This window comes from Pseudacidovorax sp., from assembly GCF_017991995.1.
In the GTDB taxonomy this organism is placed as follows: domain Bacteria; phylum Pseudomonadota; class Gammaproteobacteria; order Burkholderiales; family Burkholderiaceae_C; genus Xenophilus.
Window position 1 is genome coordinate 461040 of record NZ_JAGOPN010000002.1, and the last position, 19334, is coordinate 480373.

The following is a 19334-nucleotide window of genomic DNA, read 5'->3' on the forward strand; positions in this document are numbered from 1 at the left end:
GCGATCAGCGATCAGCGATCAGCGATCGGCGTTGGCGTCGGCCACCGTCAGGGCCGTCATGTTGACGATGCGGCGCACCGTGGCGCTGGCGGTGAGGATGTGCACCGGCTTGGCCGCGCCCAGCAGCACCGGGCCGATGGCGATGTTGCCGCCAGCGGCCGTCTTGAGCAGGTTGTAGGAGATGTTGGCGGCGTCGATGTTGGGAAACACCAGCAGGTTGGCGTCGCCGGCCAGGGCGCTGTGCGGCATCACGCTCATGCGCTGGCGGCCGTCGAGGGCCACGTCTCCGTGCATCTCGCCGTCGACTTCGAGCCAGGGTGCCTGCTCGCGCAGCAGGGCCAGGGTCTGGCGCATCTTGAGCGCGCTGGGATGGGCGCTGGTGCCGAAGTTGGAGTGCGACAGCAGGGCGGCCTTGGGCTTGAGGCCGAAACGCATCATTTCCTCGGCGGCCATGATGGTGATCTCGGCCAGTTCCTCGGCGCTGGGGTCGTAGTTGACGTGCGTGTCGACCAGAAACACCTGCCGCTCGGGCAGCAGCAGCGCGTTCATGCAGGCATAGATCGAGGCGCCGCTGCGCTTGCCGATCACGTTGTCGATGTAGGGCAGGTGGGCGTGGGTGGTGCCCCAGGTGCCGCAGATCATGCCGTCCACATGGCCCTTGTGAAGCAGCATGGCGCCGATGAGCGCCAGGCGACGGCGCATCTCGATCTTGGCGACCTGAACCGTCACACCCTTGCGCTCGGTCATGCGGTGGTAGGTCTGCCAGAAGTCGCGGTAGCGCTCGTCCCACTCGACGTTGACGACGTCGTAGTCCTGGCCTTCCTTCAGTCGCAGCCCGAACTTCTCGATGCGCTGGGCGATGATGGCCGGGCGGCCGATGAGCGTGGGGCGTGCGATGCCTTCGTCCACCACGATCTGGGCGGCGCGCAGCACGCGTTCTTCCTCGCCCTCGGCGTAGGCCACGCGCTTCTTGGCGGCCCGCTTGGCCGCGTCGAAGATCGGCTTCATCGTCGTGCCCGAGGCATAGACGAAGCTCTGCAGCTTGTCGCGGTAGGCGTCCAGGTCCTTGATGGGACGGGCGGCCACGCCGCTTTCTTCTGCCGCCTTGGCCACGGCCGGCGCGATCTTCATCATCAGGCGCGGGTCGAAGGGCTTGGGGATCAGGTATTCGGGGCCGAAGCTCAGCTTCTCGCCCACATAGGCGGCGGCCACGCGCTCGCTCTGCTCGGCCTGCGCCAGGTCGGCGATGGCGCGCACCGCGGCGATCTCCATCTCGTCGGTGATGGTGGTCGCGCCGCAGTCCAGGGCGCCGCGGAAGATATACGGGAAGCACAGGACGTTGTTGACCTGGTTCGGGTAGTCGGTCCGGCCCGTGGCCATGATGACGTCGCCGCGCACCGAATGGGCCAGCTCCGGCAGGATTTCCGGGTTGGGGTTGGCCAGCGCGAAGATCACCGGCCGGGCGGCCATCTTGGCGACCATCTCGGGCTTGAGCACGTTGCCGGCCGACAGGCCCAGGAAGACGTCGGCGCCTTCCATCACCTCGCCCAGCGTGCGGGCCTCGGTCTTCTGCGCGAACTGGGCCTTGTCTTCGTCCATCAGCTCGGTGCGACCTTCGTAGACCACGCCGGCCAGGTCGGTGACGAACACGTTCTCGCGCTTGAGGCCCACCTTGAGCAGCAGGTTCAGGCAGGCCAGGGCGGCGGCGCCGGCGCCCGAGGCCACCAGCTTGACCTGGCCGATGTCCTTGCCGGCCACCTTCAGGCCGTTGAGCATGGCGGCGGCCACGGTGATGGCGGTGCCATGCTGGTCGTCGTGGAAGACCGGGATCTTCATGCGCTTGCGCAGCTCGCGCTCGACGTAGAAGCAGTCGGGGGCCTTGATGTCCTCGAGGTTGATGGCGCCGAAGGTGGGCTCCAGCGCGGCGATCACCTCGACCAGCTTGGCCGGGTCCTTCTCGTCGATCTCGATGTCGAAGACGTCCACGCCCGCGAACTTCTTGAACAGGACGGCCTTGCCTTCCATCACCGGCTTGGAGGCCAGCGGGCCGATGTCGCCGAGGCCCAGCACGGCGGTGCCGTTGGAGATCACGGCCACCAGGTTGCCGCGCGAGGTGTAGCGGAAGGCGGCGGCCGGGTCCTTGACGATCTCCTCGCAGGGCGCAGCCACGCCAGGCGAGTAGGCCAGCGACAGGTCGCGCTGGTTCGTCATCTGCTTGGTGGCGCTGATCGCCAGCTTGCCCGGCACCGGATGCTCGTGGTACTCGAGTGCGGCGCGGCGAAGTTCCGCGCGTTTGTCTTCGGCGCTCAGGGGTTTGGACTCGGACATGGGGACGCTGCTCCTCGACGCAGGCGGCGGGCTGTCGAGGCGCCGCCGCTGCCTGGCTCACTGGGAAAAGGGCGCCGATTGTAGGCTCGGCCTTACACCGGCCTTTCGCGCCATAGGCTGCCTGGCCAGTCCGTCCGCCGGAATCCGGATGGACGTCATGTGGCACCATTTGGGGCTTCTCACCTCGCACGCACGGAGCACCGCATGGCACTGATGGATTTCATCAAGAAACAGTTCATCGACGTCATCCAATGGACGGAGGAGGGCGACGGCACGCTCGCCTGGCGCTTCCCGATGGCGGGCATGGAGATCCAGAACGGCGCCTCGCTCACGGTGCGCGAGTCGCAGATGGCCGTCTTCGTCAACGAGGGCACGGTGGCCGATGTCTTCGGCCCCGGCATGTACAAGCTGACGACACAGACGCTGCCGGTGCTGACCTATCTGAAGAATTGGGACAAGCTCTTCGAGTCGCCCTTCAAGAGCGACGTGTACTTCTTCAGCACCCGCCAGCAGGTGGACCAGAAGTGGGGCACGCCCCAGCCCATCACCATCCGCGACAAGGACTTCGGCGCCGTGCGGCTGCGGGCCTTCGGCAACTACAGCTACCGGGTGGCCGACCCCAAGCTCTTCCACACCGAGATCTCCGGCACGCGCGAGCGCTACACGGTGGCCGACCTCGACGGCCAACTGCGTGGGCTGGTGCTGCAGAACATCAGCAACGCCATCGCTGCGAGTGGCGTGCCCTTCCTGGATCTGGCGGCCAACCAGAACCAGTTCGCGCAGGCGCTGGCCGCGCAGCTCGCCCCCGAGTTCGCCAAGATCGGCCTGCGCCTGGACGTGATGACGCTGCAGAACCTGTCGCTGCCCGAGGAGCTGCAGAAGGTCCTCGACCAGAAGATCGGCATGGGCATGGTCGGCAACGACATGGGCAAGTTCATGCAGTACCAGGCGGGTCAGGCCATCCCGGTCTTCGCCGAGAACAGCGGCCATGGCGGCGGCGTGGCTGGCGATGCCATGGGCCTGGGCGCGGGTGTCGCGCTGGGGCAGGTGATGGCCAACACGCTGGCGCAGGGCCTGCAGCAGCCGGCCCAGGCGCCTGCTGCCGCAGCGGCCGCTGCGGCGCCGACCGTCAGCCCCGCCGAGGTGATGTCCACCCTCGAGAAGCTGGCCGAGCTCAAGACCAAGGGCATCCTGACCCAGGAAGAGTTCGACGCCAAGAAGACCGAACTGCTGAAAAAGCTGACGTGATCCGCGCCGCACGCTCCCGCCATGGCTGAGGCCGGCGGCACCCAGCGCCACTATCGCGCACCCTGTCCGGGCTGCGGCGCGCCGGTCGAGTTCCGATCGGCGCAGTCGGTCTATGCCGTCTGCCCCTACTGCCAGAGCACGGTCGTCCGCCGGGGCGAGCAACTGGCGCGCGTGGGCAAGATGGCCGAGCTGTTCGAGGACTTCAGTCCGCTGCAGCTCTTTGCCGCCGGCCACCTGCAGAACCAGCCCTTCACCCTGGTCGGCCGGCTGCAGTACGCCTATGCCGGCGGCCGCTGGACCGAATGGATCGCCCAGCTCGACGGCGAGCGCCAGGGCACGCTGAGCGAGGACAACGGCAGCTACGTCTTCTCGTTGCCCTACGCGCTGACGCAGGAGGCGCCGCCCGCCGACGCCCTGCGTGTGGGGATGACGACGGCCATCAACGGCCAGTCGTACACGGTGGCCTCCAACGAGGAGGCGGCGCTGCTTTCGGCCCAGGGCGAACTGCCGCGGCTGCCCGAGCTAGGCCGGCCCTTCCGCGTGGTCGAGTTGCGCAACGACCGGGGACTGGTGCTCAGTCTGGAGTACGGCAGCCAGCCGCCCACGGCCTGGCTGGGCCGACAGGTGGCATTGGCCGACCTGCAGCTCACCGGCCTGCGCAGCGAATCCGGCAAGGAAGAGCAAGGCCGCGCCTTCAACTGCCCGAACTGCGGCGCGCCGGTGACGGTGCAGTTGGAGGGCAGCAAGAGCGTCACCTGCGGCAGCTGCAAGAGCCTGATTGACCTGAGTGCCGGCATCGGCGCGGAGCTGAAGTACGCGGTGCAGGACGAGCCGGTGAAGCCGCTGATCGCGCTGGGCAGCACAGGCCGGCTGGAGGGCAGCGACTGGCAGGTGGTGGGATTCCAGCACCGCATGGGCCGCTCGCTGGGCGAGGACGAGCAGTTCGGCTGGAGCGAATACCTGCTCTACAACCGGCAGAAGGGCTTCTGCTTCCTGGTGGACGCCGAGGACGGCTGGAGCCTGGTGCGGCCGACCACCGGCGCGCCGGTGGTGTCGGGCGGCGGCGCCAGCGCGCGCTACCTGGGCACCACCTACCGCCAGCAGTACAGCTACGACGCCGAGACCACCTACGTGGCCGGCGAGTTCTACTGGCGCGTGGAGCGCGGCCAGCGCACCAGCAACCGCGACTACGCGGGCCCCAAGGGCGCGGTGCTGTCGCTGGAGCGGGCCGACAAGGAGCTGACCTGGTCGCTCGGCAACCGGCTGGACGGCGCGGCCGTGGCCCAGGCCTTCAAGCTCGATGCGCGCAAGGACCAGTTCAAGCGGGCCGATGCGGCCCCGCTGAGCGCGGCCTCGGGCCTCGGCTGCGGGACGATCATCCTGATCGTGGTGGTCGTGATCATCCTGCTCTTGATCCTGTCGACCTGCAGCAGTGGCTCGGGCTCCTCGGGCAGCGGCTGGCGCAGCACGGGCGGCTCTTACGGCGGCTATTCCAGCGGAGGCGGCCACAAGTAGGTGGCGCCTTTCCCTTCTTCATCCTCTTGCGGAGAGACACATGGCGAAATTCGAATGGCTCCATCCCGTGTCCATCGCGGGCACCCTGCTGTATGCACTGATCGGCATCATCGTGTTCTGGGTCGCCTTCATCGTCATCGACAAAATCACTCCCTACGACCTGTGGGCCGAGATCGTCGAGAAGCAGAACCGGGCGCTGGCGCTGGTGGTGGCGGCGATGTGCCTGGGCATTTCCATCATCGTCGCGGCTGCTATTCATTGAGCCCCCCGGCTTTTCACGCCGCTGCGCGACGTGTAACGCCACCCCCCGAGGGGGAGGCGCGGCCGCCTTGGGGCGGCCCGGCGGCGGCCGCATCGAGCCCCCCGGCTTTTCACGCCGCTGCGCGGCGTGTAACGCCATCCCCGGAGGGGGAGGCGTGGCCGCCTTGGGGCGGCCCGGTGGCAGCCGCATCGAGCCCCCCGGCTTTTCACGCCGCTGCGCTGCGTGTAACGCCACCCCCCGAGGGGGAGGCACGGCCGCCTTGGGACGGCCCGGCGGCGGCCGCGTCGAGCCCTCTCGCGTCGGGTGTTCGCTGCGCTGACGGGGGCGGGGCATGACGGCGGAGGTGCGCGCGCCGTCGCCGGTGGCGGTGTCGCTGCTGGCCAGCGTCTTCGTGGTCGCGGCCTGCGGGCTGGTGTACGAACTCAGCGCGGCGGCGCTCAGCTCCTATGTGCTGGGCGACTCGGTGCTGCAGTTCTCCACCGTGATCGGCGCCTACCTGTTCGCGATGGGCGTGGGCTCCTGGCTGTCCCGCTATTTCGAGCGGCAGCTGCCCGCGCACTTCCTGCGCATCGAACTGCTGGTGGCGCTGGTGGGCGGGTGCCTGCCGGCGGTGCTCTTCCTGGCCAATGCCTATGTGCCCGGCGCCTTCCGCCTGCTGTTGTACGGCGGCGTGCTGGTGGTGGGCACGCTGGTGGGGCTGGAGATTCCGCTGGTCATGCGCATCCTGCGGCGCGACATCCAGCTCAAGGACCTGGTCTCGCAGGTGCTCACCTTCGACTATCTCGGTGCGCTTGCCGTGTCGGTGGCCTTTCCGCTGGTGCTCGTGCCGCAGCTGGGTATGGTGCGCACGGGGCTGCTGTTCGGGCTGATGAACGCGGCCGTGGGGCTGTGGGCGCTGTGGCTGTTCCGGCACGAGCTGCGGCGCTTCGGCGCGCATGCGATGGCTTGCGTGCTGACGCTGGCCGCGCTGGCGGGCGCCTTCGTGGGGGCGGAGCGCATCAGCAGCCTGGCGGAAGACAAGCTCTACCAGGAACGCATCGTCTTCGCCGCCAGCTCGCCCTACCAGCGCATCGTGGTCACGCGCGGCAATGCGGGCCACCGGCTCTTCCTCAACGGCAACCTGCAGTTCGCCGAGCGTGACGAATATCGCTACCACGAGGCGCTGGTGCATCCGGCCATGGCGGCCCAGGGCGCCCCGCGCCGGGTGGCCGTGCTGGGCGGCGGCGACGGCATGGCGGTGCGCGAGATCCTCAAGTACCCCTCGGTCGAGCAGGTCACGCTGGTCGAGCTGGACCCGAACATGACGGCCCTGTTCCGCGACCATGCGCAGCTGTCCGCGCTCAACGGCCATTCGCTGCGTTCACCCAAGCTGCGCATCGTCAACGCCGACGCCTTCCAGTGGCTGCAGCAAGCCCCTGTGACCGGCGACGACGGCTTCTACGACGTGATCGTGGTGGACTTTCCCGACCCCACCAACTTCGCCATCGGCAAGCTCTACACGCAGAGCTTCTATGCATTGCTGGGCCAGCGCCTGTCGGCCAGTGGCTATGCGGTGGTGCAGACCACCTCGCCGCTGGTGGCGCGGCGCAGCTTCTGGACGGTGGTGCAGACCATCGAGGCGGCCGGCCTCACGGCCACGCCGTACCATGCGCACGTGCCCAGCTTCGGCGAATGGGGCTATGTGATCGCCAGCCGGCGCCCCTGGCGCATGCCGACGGCGCTGCCCGAGGGCCTGCGCTTCCTGTCGCCGGCGACGCTGCCGCTGCTGTTCGACTTTCCGCGTGACATGGCGCGCGTGCCGGCCGAGGTCAACCGGCTGTCGAACCAGGTGCTGGTGCATACCTACGAGCAGGAATGGGGCAAGGTCAGCGGCCATTGAACGGCGCCCGCCGGCGCTTCGTCGGCGCCTCTGCTGCCGGTGCGGCGGCGGTCGCCTTGCCGGCTTGGCTGGTGGGCTGTGGCCGCGTGGCGCCAACGCTGGAGGGCGGCTTCACGGGCATCGACATGGCGCGCGGCCATGCCTTGCGCGATGGCCGCTGGGCGGCGCAGCCGGTGGCGAAGGAGCGTCGCACCCACGTGCTGATCGTCGGCGGCGGTGTCGCCGGCCTGGCGGCGGCCCGCGCTTTGCGCCTGGCCGGCATCGACGACTTCGCCCTGCTCGAACTGGAGGACGAGGCCGGCGGGAATGCCCGAGGCGGCCAGGTCGGCGGCCTGGCCTGCCCGCTGGGCGCGCACTACCTGCCGGTGCCGGGCGACGAGGCGCGTGAGGTGCAGGACCTGCTGGAAGAGCTGGGCCTGCGCCGCCGAGAGGCGGGCCGCTGGGTCTACGAAGAGCGGCACCTGTGCCACAGCCCGCAGGAGCGGTTGTTCTTCCAGGGCGAGTGGCAGGACGGCCTGCTGCCGTTGAACGGAGTAGGCGCGGACACGCTGGCGCAATACCGCCGCTTCGCGCAGAAGGTCGAGGCGCTGCGCCGCGCGACGCATTTCGCCATCCCCACGCTGCGGGCCGCGCCATCGGCGCTGCTGGCCGATCTGGACCGGTTGAGCTTCGCCGCCTGGCTCGAGGCCGAGGGCTTGGATGACCCGCAACTGCGCTGGTACCTCGGCTACTGCTGCCGCGACGACTACGGCGCAGGCTTGGCGCAGGTTTCGGCCTGGGCGGGTCTGCACTACTTCGCCAGCCGCCACGGCTTCCATGCGCCGGGCGATGGCCTCGATGCCGAGCGCGAGGCCGTGCTGACCTGGCCCGAGGGCAATGCCTGGCTCACGCGCCGCCTGGCCGCGCCGCTGGTAGGGCGCCTGCAGACCGGCCAGGTGGTGCTGCGCATCGAGCAGACGCGCAGCGGCGTGGCGGTCGATGTCTGGGACGCGGCGGCGCAGCAGCGCGTGCGCTGGCGGGCCGGGCAGTGCATCGTCGCGCTGCCGGTCTTCGTCGCCGCGCGTGTGGTGGTGTCGCCGCCGGCCTTCCTGTCCGAACTCGCGGGCGTTCTGACGTACTCCCCCTGGCTGGTGGCCAACCTGCACCTGTCGGCGCCCCTGCGCGACCGGCCGGGCGCTGCACCCAGCTGGGACAACGTGGTCTACGGCACGCGCGGCCTGGGCTATGTGGATGCGGGCCATCAGCGGCTGGACCCGACGCCCGCCGCCACCGTGGTGAGCTGGTACCGCCCGCTGGGGCCGAGTGAATTCGACGGAAGCGATGGTCGCCGCCTGCTGGCCGAGCGCCCATGGGAGGCCTGGCGCGACGAACTGATCGCGGAGCTGTCCGTGCCGCATCCCGACCTGGCCGAACGCGCGACGCGGCTGTCCATCACCCGCTACGGCCATGCCATGGCGGTGCCCGCGCCGGGCCTGCGGGCGCGCTTGGAACGAGTTGCGCCTGGCGGCTCAGCGCAGGCCGGTCGGTTGCTCTTCGCGCATGCGGACTGGTCGGGCTACTCGATCTTCGAGGAGGCCTTCACCCGCGGACACCTGGCGGGCGAGGCGGCGGCGCGCGCGGCCTGAGGGTCGACACGGCCGGCGGTGCCTCGGTGGCGGCCGCATCGCCGTTTTGGCGCGCCCGGCGGGGCACGCTCGCCCGCAGCCCCTGACACGAGCGGGCGGAGCGCGGCTGCTCTCCCGCTCAGGCGCGCGCCGCCTCGCGCACCCAGCCTGCCGCCTTCTCCGCAATCATCAGCGTTGGGCTGTTGGTGTTGCCGCTCGTGATGGTGGGCATGGCGCTCGCATCCACCACTCGTAAGCCATCGATGCGCCCACCGCGGCCGTCGCGCACGCGCAGGCGCGAATCCAGCACCGCCTGCGGGTCCCCATCGGCGCCCATGCGCGCCGTGCCCACCGGATGGAAGATGGTCGTCGCGATGTCGCCGGCCAGGCGGGCCAGGTCCTCGTCGCTCTCGTACTGCGGGCCCGGCTTCCATTCCTGCGGCTGGTAGCGCGACAGGGCGGGCTGGGCGGCGATGCGGCGCGTGACGCGCAGCGAGTCGGCCGCCACCTGCCGGTCCTCGTCGGTGGAGAGGTAGTTGGGCGCGATGGCGGGGGCATCCTCGAAGCGCGGGCTCTTCAGTCGCACCGTGCCGCGGCTGGTGGGGTTGAGGTTGCACACGCTGGCCGTGAAGGCCGGAAAGCTGTGCAGCGGATCGCCGAAGGCGTCCAGCGACAGCGGCTGCACGTGGTACTGGATGTTGGGCCAGGGCCGGTCGGGCGTGCTGCGGGTGAAGGCGCCCAGCTGCGAGGGCGCCATGCTCATGGGGCCGCTGCGACGCAGCACGTATTCCAGGCCGATGCGCGCCTTGCCCACCAGGCTGGATGCCAGCACGTTCAGCGTCGGCGCGCCGTTGATCTTGAACACGGCGCGGATCTGCAGGTGGTCCTGCAGGTTGGCGCCGACGCCAGGCAGGTCGGCCTGCACCTCGATGCCCTGCGCGCGCAGCAGCTCGGCCGGGCCGATGCCCGACAGTTGCAGGATCTGCGGCGAGCCGATGGCGCCGGCGCACAGGATCACCTCGCGCGTGGCGTGCACCTCCACCATCTCGCGGCCATTCCACACCCGTGCGCCGGTGCAGCGCCGGCCGCCCTCGGGCGTGGATTCGAGCAGCAGCCGAGCCACCTGGGCGCCGGTCCACAGCTCGAAGTTGGGCCGCCCGAAGCAGGTCGGTCGCAGGAAGGCCTTGGCCGTGTTCCAGCGCCAGCCGGCCTTCTGGTTGACCTGGAAGTAGCCCACGCCTTCGTTGCTGCCGCGGTTGAAGTCGGTGGAGTGCGGGATGCCAGCCTCCTGCGCGGCCTGCGCGAAGGCATCGAGGATGTCCCAGCGCAGCCGCTGCTTCTCGACTCGCCATTCGCCGCCGTGGCCGTGGAAGCGGGCGAACTCCGGGTCATCCGCGCCGGGCTGGCCGGCGTCGCCCAGGTAGTGGTCCTCGTGGCGCTTGAAGGCGGGCAGGACGTCGTCCCAACGCCAGGCGTCGTCGCCGGTGATCTGGGCCCAGCCGTCGTAGTCGCGGGCCTGGCCGCGCATGTAGATCATGCCGTTGATGCTGGAGCAGCCGCCCAGTGTCTTGCCACGCGGGTAGCGCAGCACGCGGCCGTTGAGGCCGGCGTCAGGCTCGGTCTGGTAGAGCCAGTCGGTGCGCGGGTTGCCGATGCAGTAGAGGTAGCCGACCGGAATATGGATCCAGTGGTAGTCGTCCTTGCGGCCGGCCTCCAGCAGCAGCACGCGCTTGCCGTGATCGGCGCTCAGGCGGTTGGCCATCAGTGCGCCGGCGGTGCCGGCGCCGATGACGATGTAGTCGAAGGTGGTGTCGCTCACGGGTTGTCTCCTTGGCCTCTGGCGGGCCTTGTGCGGGGGGTGGGAGGGAATGGACTGCGCGGCTAGAGGTCGTCGTGGTGATAGCCGGATTCGCGCTGGTGGCGCAGGGCCAACACCAGCACCACGTCGGCCCGCTCGTCGAAGTGGTAGAGCGCCAGATAGCCGGTGCGGCCGCGGTGGATGACCAGTTCGCGCAGGGGCGCTTCGGTCAGGCGGCCGATGTGCGGCTGGCGCTGCAGGATGCGCAGCCCGTCAAGGATCACGGACTGGGTCTGCAGGGCCTCCTCAGGCTGGGTCTCCAGCAGGAAATCGGCGAGCCGCTCCAGGTCGTCCTGGGCGCGGGGGCCAAGGACCAGGCGCGTCATGCGGCCTTGTGTTGGCGCATGCCGGCCAGTCCGCCGCGCACCGGCGCCGGCCTGGTAGGCGGCGCCTCACCAGCGGCCTTGGCCTTGAGCCGCTTCTCGAGGTAGCCGAACACCTCGTCGGCGTCGTAGACCGGGCCACCGGCCTCGGCCTCGGCCAGCGACTCCAGCGCCTGGCCGACGAAGGCAGCGCGTCGGGTGCGGCGGCGCACTTCTTCTTCCAGCGCCCGGACCATGAATGCATGGGCCGATACACGGTCTTCCTGCGCGAACTGCTGGATCGTCTGCTTGAGGTCCTCGGGCAGCTTCAAAGAGGTGGTGCTCATGGCGTTTTCCAATCGTTCTCGATGGGGTAACACCATGGTAACACCGCCTCTCCTGAACCCTACTTCGCGGTGGGCATCACGAACTCGGCGCCCTTGCCGATGCTCTCCGGCCAGCGCTGCATGATCGACTTCTGCTTCGTGTAGAAGCGCACGCCCTCTTCGCCATAGGCATGCATGTCGCCGAAGAGCGAGCGCTTCCATCCGCCGAAGCCCTGCCAGGCCATGGGCACCGGGATCGGCACGTTGATGCCGACCATGCCGACCTGGATGCGGCGGCCGAATTCGCGCGCCACGTTGCCGTCGCGGGTGAAGCAGGCCACGCCGTTGCCGAATTCGTGGGCGTTGATCAGGTCGACGGCCTCGGCCAGGTCCTTGACGCGCAGGCAGCCCAGCACCGGTCCGAAGATCTCTTCCTTGTAGATGCGCATCTCGGGCGTGACATGGTCGAACAGCGTGCCGCCCAGCCAGAAGCCGCCGTCGCAGCCCTCGCCGGCCTTCTTGCCGTCGAAGCCGCGGCCGTCCACCAGCAGCTTGGCGCCTTCCTGCTCACCCAGAGCGATGTAGCCGCTGATGCGCTCGTGGGCGGCACGGGTGACGATCGGGCCCATCTCGGCTTCGAGGTTCTCGCCGTCCAGCACCTTCAGCGTCTTCGTGCGCTCGACCAGCTTGGGGATCAGCTTGTCGGCCACGTCGCCCACCAGCACCGCCACGCTGATGGCCATGCAGCGCTCGCCGGCCGAGCCGTAGCCGGCGCCGATCAGCGCGTCCACCGCCTGGTCGATGTCGGCGTCGGGCATCACCACCATGTGGTTCTTGGCACCGCCGAGGGCCTGCACGCGCTTGCCGTGGCGAGCGCCCGTCTCGTAGATGTAGTTGGCGATGGGCGTGGAGCCCACGAAGCTCACAGCCTTGACGTCGGGATGCGTCAGCAGCGCGTCAACGGCCGCCTTGTCACCCTGCACCACGTTGAACACGCCGTCGGGCAGGCCGGCTTCCTTCAGCAGCTCGGCGATGCGCAGCGAGGGGCTGGGATCGGTCGGGCTGGGCTTGAGCACGAAGGTGTTGCCGGCGGCGATGGCCACCGGGAACATCCACATCGGCACCATCACCGGGAAGTTGAAGGGCGTGATGCCGGCGACCACGCCCAGGGGCTGGCGCAGGGTCCAGTTGTCGATGCCGGTGGAAACCTGCTCGGTGAAGTCGCCCTTGAGCAGCTGCGGGATGCCGCAGGCGAATTCGACGATGTCGATGCCGCGCGTGACCTCGCCCTGCGCGTCGGTGAACACCTTGCCGTGCTCGGCGGTGATCAGGTGGGCCAGTTCGTCGCGGTGCTGGTTCAGCAGCTCCAGGAACTTGAACATCACCCGCGCGCGGCGGATCGGCGGCGTGTCGGCCCACTTCGGAAAGGCGGCCTGAGCCGCGGCCACGGCCGCATTGACCTGGTCCACGTCGGCCAGACCGGTGCGGCCGGTCAGTGCGCCAGTGGCAGGGTTGAACACGTCCTGGGTGCGGCCGGAGGTGTTGGCCACGACCTGGCCGTGGATGTAGTGGTCGATGGCGGCGATGTTGTTCTTCATCGGGAATTCCGTGCGTGGAGGGAGGAAAGTGGCAGGCAGTCTAGGACTGCGTTTCCGCGACGCCTAGGCGCGGCGGTTGAATTGATTGTTCAATTGCCTGAACAATGAGGCCATGGATCATTCGAAGATCGAAGGCCTGTGGGCCCATGTGCACTGGCTGACCGTGCTGGCCGAGCAGGGCAGCTACACCGCCGCGGCCCGCCGCCTGGGCGTGAGCAAGGCCGGCATGAGTCAGCGCATCGCCGAGCTGGAGCGCGAGGCCGGCGTGCCCCTGGTGCAGCGCACCACCCGCAGCGTGCGCCTCACCGAGGCCGGCCAGCGGCTGGTGGAGGAGACGCGCAGCGCGTTCGACGCCATCGCCCAGAGCTTCGCCGGCGTGCGCGATCTGGCCGGCTTGCCCCGCGGCCGCCTGCGGGTGACGGCGCCGGTGGCGCTGGCCCGCCAGCAACTGGTGCCGCGGCTGGCCGACTTCCTGCGCGCCCATCCCGAGGTGCGCATCGAGCTGGAGCTCTCCGACCGCCTGAGCGCCCTGGCCATGGAAGGTTTCGACCTCGCGATCCGGCACAGCGCCGCCCCGCCCGACACGCACGTGGCCTGGCCCCTGTGCCAGACCCGCAGCCTGCTGGTGGCCAGTCGCGCCTACCTGCGCCAGCGCGGGGAGCCGGGCGAACCGGCGGACCTGGGCGGGCATGACTGCCTGTACTACCCGCGCCAGGATCAGCCCGCCTGGCATTTCCTGCCCCGACCGGCGGCGGCCGGCACCGAGCGCATCACGGTGCCGGTGGCCGGCCCCTTTGCGGCCAACAACAGCGAGGCCCTGCGCGACGCTGCCGCCGCGGGCCTGGGCATCGCGCTCCTGCCCGACTTCAGCGCCCAGGAGGGCCTGCGCAGCGGCCGGCTGGTGGAGGTGCTGCCTGCCTGGCAGCCGGTGGGTGCCTTCGCGGAGCAGCTGTTCGCCATCCGCCCCTACGCGCCGCATGTGCCGCGTGCGGTCGCGGCCTTCGTCGCCTGGCTTCGGGGGGCCTTTGCGGACGGCTTCTCGGTGCACGCACCGCCGGCGCCATCGTCGGTTTGAGGGAAGCGCCGGGCGGGCGCGGTCGGCCTGTCCGCCGGTCGCTGTGCCAGGGTTTGTGGGAGTGGCCCCACTGCCGATCGCGCCCCGTGCGGTCAAGCGTCAGTGGCGGGTCAGCGGGTAGCATTCGCCGGTTGCCCGCCGCCGGCCGGTCCACGGTCGGGCACACCGCCAACGAATGCCCTCCTCCCATATCCAGCTTCCAAGCGACGACGCATGGCCGCGCGTGGACCGCGCCCAGGCCGAGGAGCATGGACCGTGGGCGCCCACGGGGCGGTGGACGGTGCTGGCCTTCTCCTCGCGCGAGCAGTGGCTGGCGCTGGAGCGTTGCCTCGACGAGGCAGCCGGCACGGGCGGCGGCTGGGATCTGCGCGGCATCGAGCAGCTCGACCATGTCGGCGCCCAGTTGCTTTGGAACCACTGGGGCCGCCAGTGGCCGGCGCAGCTCCAGCTCAGCGATTCGCAGAAGGCCGTGCTCGACCAAGTGGCGCAGTACACCGTGCCGCTGCCCCCGCCCGCCGCGCAGGGCTGGGCCGCCTGGCCGGCGCGCCTGCTGGCGCAGGGCCCGGCGCTGCTGCGCCTGGGCCGCCAGACCCTGTTGCTGGTCGGCCAGCTGGCGCTGGACCTGCTGCGGCTGGTACGCGCGCCGCAGCGCGGACCCTGGCGCGACTTCTCGGGCCATCTCTACCGCATCGGCGCCACGGCCCTGCCGATCACCGCGCTGGTCGGCCTGCTGATCGGCGTGGTGCTGGCCTACCTGATGTCGAACCAGCTGCGCAACTACGGTGCCGAGTCGTTCGTGGTGAACATCCTGGGCCTGTCCATCCTTCGCGAACTGGGTCCGGTGCTGGCAGCGGTGTTGGTCGCCGGCCGCTCCGGCTCCGCCATCACGGCGCAGATCGGCGTCATGCGCGTGACCGAAGAGCTGGACGCCATGCGCGTCATGGGCATTCCGCCCGGCTACCGCCTGGTCATGCCGCGCGTGCTGGCTCTGGCCGTGGTGATGCCGCTGGTGGCGCTGTGGACCTCGCTGTCGGCGCTGGCGGGCGGCATGGTCGCCGCCTGGTCGGCGCTGGACATTGCCCCGGTGTTCTTCATGCAGCAGCTCCCGCGTGCGGTGCCCTTCGTCAACCTGTACATCGCGCTGGCCAAGTCGGCGGTCTTCGGCGTGATGATTGCCCTCATCGCCTGCCACCACGGCCTGCGGGTGGAGCCCAACACCGAGAGCCTGGGCCGTCGCACCACCGCCTCGGTGGTGGCGGCGATCACCATGGTGATCCTGGTCGACGCGCTCTTCGCGCTGCTGTTCCGCGGGGTGGGCTTCCGATGATCGATCGCCTGCATGAGCGCGACAGCGTGGTCGAGATCCGCGGCCTGTGGACGGAATTCCCACGCGGGCGCGGCCAGGTGCAGGTGGTGCACCGCGACCTGGGTTTGGACATCCGGCGCGGCGAGATCCTCTCGCTGGTGGGCGGCTCGGGCACCGGCAAGACGGTGCTGCTGCGGCAGATCCTGGGCCTGCAGGCGCCCACGCGTGGCACGGTGCGGGTGCTGGGCGCGCCGCCCGCGGAGTTGAGTGCGCGCGGCGCCGCTGCCGTGGGCATGCTGTTCCAGCATGGGGCGCTGTTTTCGGCCTTCAGCGTGCTGGAAAACATTGCCTTCCCGCTGCGCGAACTCAAGCTGCTGCCCGACGAGCTGATCCGCGATGCCGCCCTGGTCAAGCTGCAGATGGTGGGCCTGGGCCCGGAGCATGCGCACAAGATGCCGGCCAACCTGTCGGGCGGCATGATCAAGCGCGTGGCCCTGGCGCGCGCGCTCATCATGGACCCGCCGCTGCTGCTGCTCGACGAGCCCACCGCCGGGCTGGACCCCGCCGCGTCCGACAGCTTCTGCGAGCTGCTGCGCGGCCTGCACCGCGAGCTGGGCCTGACGGTGGTGATGGTCACCCACGACCTGGACACGCTGTTCGACCTGTCCACCCGCATCGCCGTGCTGGCCGACCAGCGCGTGATCGCCCTGGGCAGCGCCCGGGAGGTGATGGCGGTGGACCATCCCTTCATCCGCGAGTACTTCCTGGGCGGACGCGGCCATCGCGCCGCGCTCGCCCTGCCATCCTGAACGGGAAGAGGAACACCATGGAAAACAAGTCCCATGCCCTGGCCGCCGGTGCCTTCGTCTTCGGCATGCTGGCCCTGCTGGTGGCGCTGGTGCTCTGGTTCACCCGCGACAGCACGGTGCGCAACACCTACGAGCTGAGCACGCGCGACGCGGTCAGCGGCCTGCAGCCGCAGGCGGCGGTGCGTTACCGCGGCATCATGGTCGGCAAGGTGGCGAGCATCGACTTCGACCCCGACAAGCGCGGCAACGTGCGGGTGCGCCTGGCCATCGACGAGCGGGTGCCGCTCACGAAGTCCACCTTCGCCAGCCTGAGCTACCAGGGCGTGACGGGCCTGGCGTTCGTGGCGCTGGACGACAAGGGCGAATCGCAGGAGCCGCTGCTGCCCAACAACGACGACCCGCCGCAGATCCCGCTGCGCCCGTCCATGTTCTCGCAGCTGCAGGGCCGCGGGGAGGCGATCCTGAACCAGGTGGAAGAGGCCACGCGCCGCGCCAACGCTCTGCTGAGCGACCAGAACCAGCAGCGCATCGCCCAGGCGCTGGAGAACATCGCGCAGGTCACGGCCCATGCCAACGACCTCACCCGCACGCTCGACCAGACCTTGCGCACGCGGGTCGATCCGGCGCTGGCCGCCATCCCGCCGCTGGCGCAGACCGTGCGCGGCACCGCGCAGAACTTCGGCCAGGCGGCGCAGTCGCTCAACGCCACGCTGCAGCGCCTGAATGCCGAGGACGGCGCGCTGGCCCGACTGGGCAGCGGCACGGCCGCGCTGCAGCAGACGCTGGAGTCGGTCAATGCCACCACGTTGCCGCGCCTGAATCGCGCGGCCGACGACACCTCGCTGGCGGCTCGCCGCCTCGGCCGCGTAGCCGACACCATTGCCGACAGTCCGCAATCGCTGATCTATGGCACGGGCGTGCCGGCGCCCGGCCCGGGCGAGCCCGGCTTCGTGGCGCCGGTGCCTGCGGCGGCCGGCCGCTGATGCGAAGGAGCGTTTCCATGTCCCGCCCGATCCACCGTCGTTCCCTGTCCGATGTCGCCCTCGTGCCGCGTCGCAACCGCGCTTCCGAGCCACAAGGCCCTGGCGCCGGGATCACACGTCGCGCGAGCGCCGCCTGCCACGCACTGCTCGCTGCCGTGGCGTTGGCCTTGACCGCCTGCAGCGCGCTGCCCGACAAGCCTCAGCGCAGCATCAGCTACGACTTCGGCCCCGGCCCGTTGGCTCCTGCCGTGACGGCATCCGCAGCCACGGCCGCACTGCCACCGATCACGCTGGCCGACCTGGATACGTCTGCTTCGCGCCTGGAAGGCACGGCCCTCAACTACCGGCTGGGTTACGAGGACGCGCAGGCGCTGCGGCCCTACGCCACCGCGCGCTGGACGCAGCCGCCGCTGCAGCTCTTCCGCCAGCGGCTGCGCGATGCCCTCGCCGAGCAGCGCACCGTGCTCGGGACGCTCGAAGCCGGCAACCTGGCGCGCGAGGGCCGCAGCAGCGAGGTGCTGCGCATCTCGCTCGACGAATTCAGTCATTACTTTGCGTCGCCCACTGCCAGCAGCGGCCTGGTGCGGGTGCGCGCCACGCTGTTGTCGCTGTCGCCCACGGGCGAGCGGGTGCTGGGTCAGCGTGTGTTCGTCGTGCAGAGGCCGGCCGCCACCGCCGATGCGGCGGGTGGCGCCAGGGCCCTGGCGTCGGCCAGCGACGAGGTGATCGCGGACATGGTCCGCTGGGTCAACAGCCGTCGCTGATCAGGGCGCGGCGCGGGCCAGGACGGGGAACAGCTTGCCCAGCCCGTCGGCCATCACCTCCACCGCCAGCGCCGCCAGGATCAGGCCCATCAGCCGCGTCATCACGTTGATGCCGGTCTTGCCCAGCACGCGCGCGATGGGTTCCGCCATCAGCAGCGCCAGCAGCGTGGCCAGGGCAATGACCGCGCCGTAGCCCACCAGCACCAGCATCTGCCACCAGTGCTGCACCTTCTCGGCATAGATCACCATGGTCGACATCGTCGCCGGCCCGGTCAGCAGCGGAATGGTCAGCGGCACCACGGCGATGGAGGCGCCCAGCGAGGCCTTCACTTCCGTGGCACGGATCTCTTCCTTGCTGGTCTTGGCCTCGGCCGGCTGCGCGTTGAGCATGTTCAGCGCGCTCATCAGCAGCAGCATGCCGCCGCCCACCTGGAAGCTCGCGATCGAGATGCCGAAGAAGGACAGCAGCTGCAGCCCGATGAGCGCGCTCACGGCGATCACCACGAAGGCGCTGAAGGCCGCCACGCGCGCGGTGCGCTCGCGCATGCGGTCGCTGTAGCCCTGCGTGTAGTGGATGAAGAAGGGCACGATCGCCAGCGGATTCACGATGGCCAGCAGCGTGATCAGTGGCTTGATCAGGTCCATCGAGTGGCCCATGCCGGTCATCCTTCAGCGCCCGCCCGTCACGTCCAGCAGGGCGCCGGTGGTGTAGCTGGCTTCGGGCGACAGCAGCCACAACACGGCAGCGGCGATCTCGTCGGCCGTGCCCACGCGCTGCATCGGCACGGTGCCTGCGAGCTGGAAGGCCCGGTCGGGCAGGCCGCCGGAAGCGTGGATCTCGGTGTCGATCAACCCTGGCCGCACTGCATTGACCCGCACACCCTCGGCCGCCACCTCGCGTGCCAGGCCCAGCGTCATGGTGTCGATGGCAGCCTTGCTGGCGGCGTAGTCCACGTACAGGCCGGGCGAGCCCAGGCGCGCCGCCGCGCTGCTCAGGTTGACGATGGCGCCGCCGCTGCCGCCATGGCGCGTGCTCATGCGCCGCACCGCCTCGCGTGCGCACAGGAAGCTGCCGGTCACGTTGATGCGGAACATGCGTTCCAGCCGCGCACCCTGCATCTCGTCGACGCGGGCCTGGACGTCCACCACGCCGGCGTTGTTGACGAGCCCGGTCAGCCGGCCGAACTTGGCGTCGACCTGACGGAACATGGCCTCGATCTGGGCTTCGTCGCCTACGTCGGCCCGCACGGCCATGGCGCGGCCGCCTGCCTCGCGGATGCGGCGGACCACTTCGTCCGCAGCCAGCGACTGGCTGGCGTAGTTGACCGCCACAGCCCAGCCGCGGCGGCCCGCTTCGAGCGCGACGGCGGCACCGATGCCGCGGCTCGCGCCGGTGACCAAGAGCACTCCGGATTCCAAGGTCGACTCCTTCTCTGACGACGTGGTTCGAGGATTCGGGTGAAACTCGCGCCCGGCC

At 70.0% G+C, this 19334-nt stretch carries 17 protein-coding genes; 10 read left to right on the forward strand and 7 right to left on the reverse strand.

Features of this window, described 5'->3' with window-relative positions; translation table 11 throughout:
• Positions 1-18: 18 nt before the first annotated feature.
• Positions 19-2328, reverse strand: a complete 2310-nt coding sequence (locus KBC94_RS04440) for an NADP-dependent malic enzyme (RefSeq protein ID WP_294366693.1) — start codon at positions 2326-2328, stop codon at positions 19-21.
• Positions 2329-2532: 204 nt separating this feature from the next.
• Here KBC94_RS04440 and KBC94_RS04445 point away from each other — a divergent pair, with 204 nt between their 5' ends.
• The 5 genes from KBC94_RS04445 (at position 2533) to KBC94_RS04465 (ending at position 8857) form a co-directional block, all read left to right on the forward strand.
• Entirely contained in the window at positions 2533-3576 is a 1044-nt protein-coding gene (locus tag KBC94_RS04445) for an SPFH domain-containing protein (protein WP_294366696.1), read from the forward strand.
• A gap of 21 nt (positions 3577-3597) precedes the next feature.
• Complete coding sequence (locus KBC94_RS04450) at positions 3598-5091, forward strand: DUF4178 domain-containing protein (RefSeq protein WP_294366698.1); 1494 nt, start codon at positions 3598-3600, stop codon at positions 5089-5091.
• Between the two features lie 40 nt (positions 5092-5131).
• The gene (locus tag KBC94_RS04455; RefSeq protein ID WP_294366700.1) at positions 5132-5353 is read left to right on the forward strand and encodes a DUF350 domain-containing protein; all 222 of its coding nucleotides are present in this window, start codon (positions 5132-5134) and stop codon (positions 5351-5353) included.
• 331 nt (positions 5354-5684) lie between these two features.
• A complete protein-coding gene (locus KBC94_RS04460; RefSeq protein WP_294366702.1) occupies positions 5685-7232 on the forward strand; it encodes a polyamine aminopropyltransferase in 1548 nt (515 codons plus the stop codon).
• Complete coding sequence (locus KBC94_RS04465; RefSeq protein ID WP_294366704.1) at positions 7229-8857, forward strand: FAD-dependent oxidoreductase; 1629 nt, start codon at positions 7229-7231, stop codon at positions 8855-8857. The genes KBC94_RS04460 and KBC94_RS04465 overlap by 4 nt, the downstream gene beginning before the upstream one ends.
• 118 nt (positions 8858-8975) lie before the next feature.
• Here KBC94_RS04465 and KBC94_RS04470 read toward each other — a convergent pair whose 3' ends face one another.
• The 4 genes from KBC94_RS04470 to KBC94_RS04485 all read right to left on the reverse strand — a co-directional run bounded on the left by KBC94_RS04470 (position 8976) and on the right by KBC94_RS04485 (position 12920).
• Entirely contained in the window at positions 8976-10655 is a 1680-nt protein-coding gene (locus KBC94_RS04470; protein WP_294366706.1) for a GMC family oxidoreductase N-terminal domain-containing protein, read from the reverse strand.
• 62 nt (positions 10656-10717) lie between these two features.
• Entirely contained in the window at positions 10718-11020 is a 303-nt protein-coding gene (locus KBC94_RS04475) for a type II toxin-antitoxin system RelE/ParE family toxin (protein WP_294366708.1), read from the reverse strand.
• Positions 11017-11343: a hypothetical protein gene (locus KBC94_RS04480; RefSeq protein WP_294366710.1), complete on the reverse strand. Its 327-nt coding sequence runs from the start codon at positions 11341-11343 to the stop codon at positions 11017-11019. The genes KBC94_RS04475 and KBC94_RS04480 overlap by 4 nt, the downstream gene beginning before the upstream one ends.
• Positions 11344-11402: 59 nt before the next feature.
• Positions 11403-12920, reverse strand: coding sequence for a CoA-acylating methylmalonate-semialdehyde dehydrogenase (locus KBC94_RS04485; RefSeq protein WP_294366713.1), 1518 nt, complete (start codon positions 12918-12920; stop codon positions 11403-11405).
• A 112-nt stretch (positions 12921-13032) separates the two neighbouring features.
• Between KBC94_RS04485 and KBC94_RS04490 the strand changes: the two genes are divergently transcribed.
• The 5 genes from KBC94_RS04490 (at position 13033) to KBC94_RS04510 (ending at position 17857) form a co-directional block, all read left to right on the forward strand.
• Positions 13033-13995: a LysR family transcriptional regulator gene (locus tag KBC94_RS04490; RefSeq protein WP_294366715.1), complete on the forward strand. Its 963-nt coding sequence runs from the start codon at positions 13033-13035 to the stop codon at positions 13993-13995.
• A gap of 175 nt (positions 13996-14170) precedes the next feature.
• On the forward strand, positions 14171-15322 hold the full coding sequence (locus tag KBC94_RS04495; protein ID WP_294366716.1) for an ABC transporter permease: 1152 nt from the start codon (positions 14171-14173) through the stop codon (positions 15320-15322).
• The gene (locus KBC94_RS04500; protein ID WP_294366718.1) at positions 15319-16110 is read left to right on the forward strand and encodes an ATP-binding cassette domain-containing protein; all 792 of its coding nucleotides are present in this window, start codon (positions 15319-15321) and stop codon (positions 16108-16110) included. Before KBC94_RS04495 ends, KBC94_RS04500 begins: the two co-directional genes overlap by 4 nt.
• A 17-nt stretch (positions 16111-16127) precedes the next feature.
• Positions 16128-17093 carry an MlaD family protein gene (locus KBC94_RS04505; protein WP_294366720.1) on the forward strand — a complete coding sequence of 322 codons (966 nt, stop codon included), beginning with the start codon at positions 16128-16130 and terminating at the stop codon, positions 17091-17093.
• Positions 17094-17260: 167 nt separating this feature from the next.
• Complete coding sequence (locus tag KBC94_RS04510) at positions 17261-17857, forward strand: ABC-type transport auxiliary lipoprotein family protein (protein ID WP_294366722.1); 597 nt, start codon at positions 17261-17263, stop codon at positions 17855-17857.
• Here KBC94_RS04510 and KBC94_RS04515 read toward each other — a convergent pair whose 3' ends face one another.
• The gene (locus KBC94_RS04515; protein WP_294366784.1) at positions 17858-18502 is read right to left on the reverse strand and encodes a MarC family protein; all 645 of its coding nucleotides are present in this window, start codon (positions 18500-18502) and stop codon (positions 17858-17860) included.
• A gap of 24 nt (positions 18503-18526) precedes the next feature.
• Positions 18527-19276, reverse strand: a complete 750-nt coding sequence (locus KBC94_RS04520; RefSeq protein ID WP_294366724.1) for an SDR family oxidoreductase — start codon at positions 19274-19276, stop codon at positions 18527-18529.
• Positions 19277-19334: the final 58 nt, after the last annotated feature.

Coding starts and splice junctions, on each gene's coding strand:
- KBC94_RS04445 (WP_294366696.1), top strand. CDS start 2,533: ATGGCACTGATGGATTTCATCAAGAAACAGTTCATCGACGTCATCCAA.
- KBC94_RS04485 (WP_294366713.1), bottom strand. CDS start 12,920: ATGAAGAACAACATCGCCGCCATCGACCACTACATCCACGGCCAGGTC.
- KBC94_RS04475 (WP_294366708.1), bottom strand. CDS start 11,020: ATGACGCGCCTGGTCCTTGGCCCCCGCGCCCAGGACGACCTGGAGCGG.
- KBC94_RS04480 (WP_294366710.1), bottom strand. CDS start 11,343: ATGAGCACCACCTCTTTGAAGCTGCCCGAGGACCTCAAGCAGACGATC.
- KBC94_RS04515 (WP_294366784.1), bottom strand. CDS start 18,502: ATGGACCTGATCAAGCCACTGATCACGCTGCTGGCCATCGTGAATCCG.
- KBC94_RS04440 (WP_294366693.1), bottom strand. CDS start 2,328: ATGTCCGAGTCCAAACCCCTGAGCGCCGAAGACAAACGCGCGGAACTT.
- KBC94_RS04490 (WP_294366715.1), top strand. CDS start 13,033: ATGGATCATTCGAAGATCGAAGGCCTGTGGGCCCATGTGCACTGGCTG.
- KBC94_RS04450 (WP_294366698.1), top strand. CDS start 3,598: ATGGCTGAGGCCGGCGGCACCCAGCGCCACTATCGCGCACCCTGTCCG.
- KBC94_RS04505 (WP_294366720.1), top strand. CDS start 16,128: ATGGAAAACAAGTCCCATGCCCTGGCCGCCGGTGCCTTCGTCTTCGGC.
- KBC94_RS04455 (WP_294366700.1), top strand. CDS start 5,132: ATGGCGAAATTCGAATGGCTCCATCCCGTGTCCATCGCGGGCACCCTG.
- KBC94_RS04460 (WP_294366702.1), top strand. CDS start 5,685: ATGACGGCGGAGGTGCGCGCGCCGTCGCCGGTGGCGGTGTCGCTGCTG.
- KBC94_RS04500 (WP_294366718.1), top strand. CDS start 15,319: ATGATCGATCGCCTGCATGAGCGCGACAGCGTGGTCGAGATCCGCGGC.
- KBC94_RS04495 (WP_294366716.1), top strand. CDS start 14,171: ATGCCCTCCTCCCATATCCAGCTTCCAAGCGACGACGCATGGCCGCGC.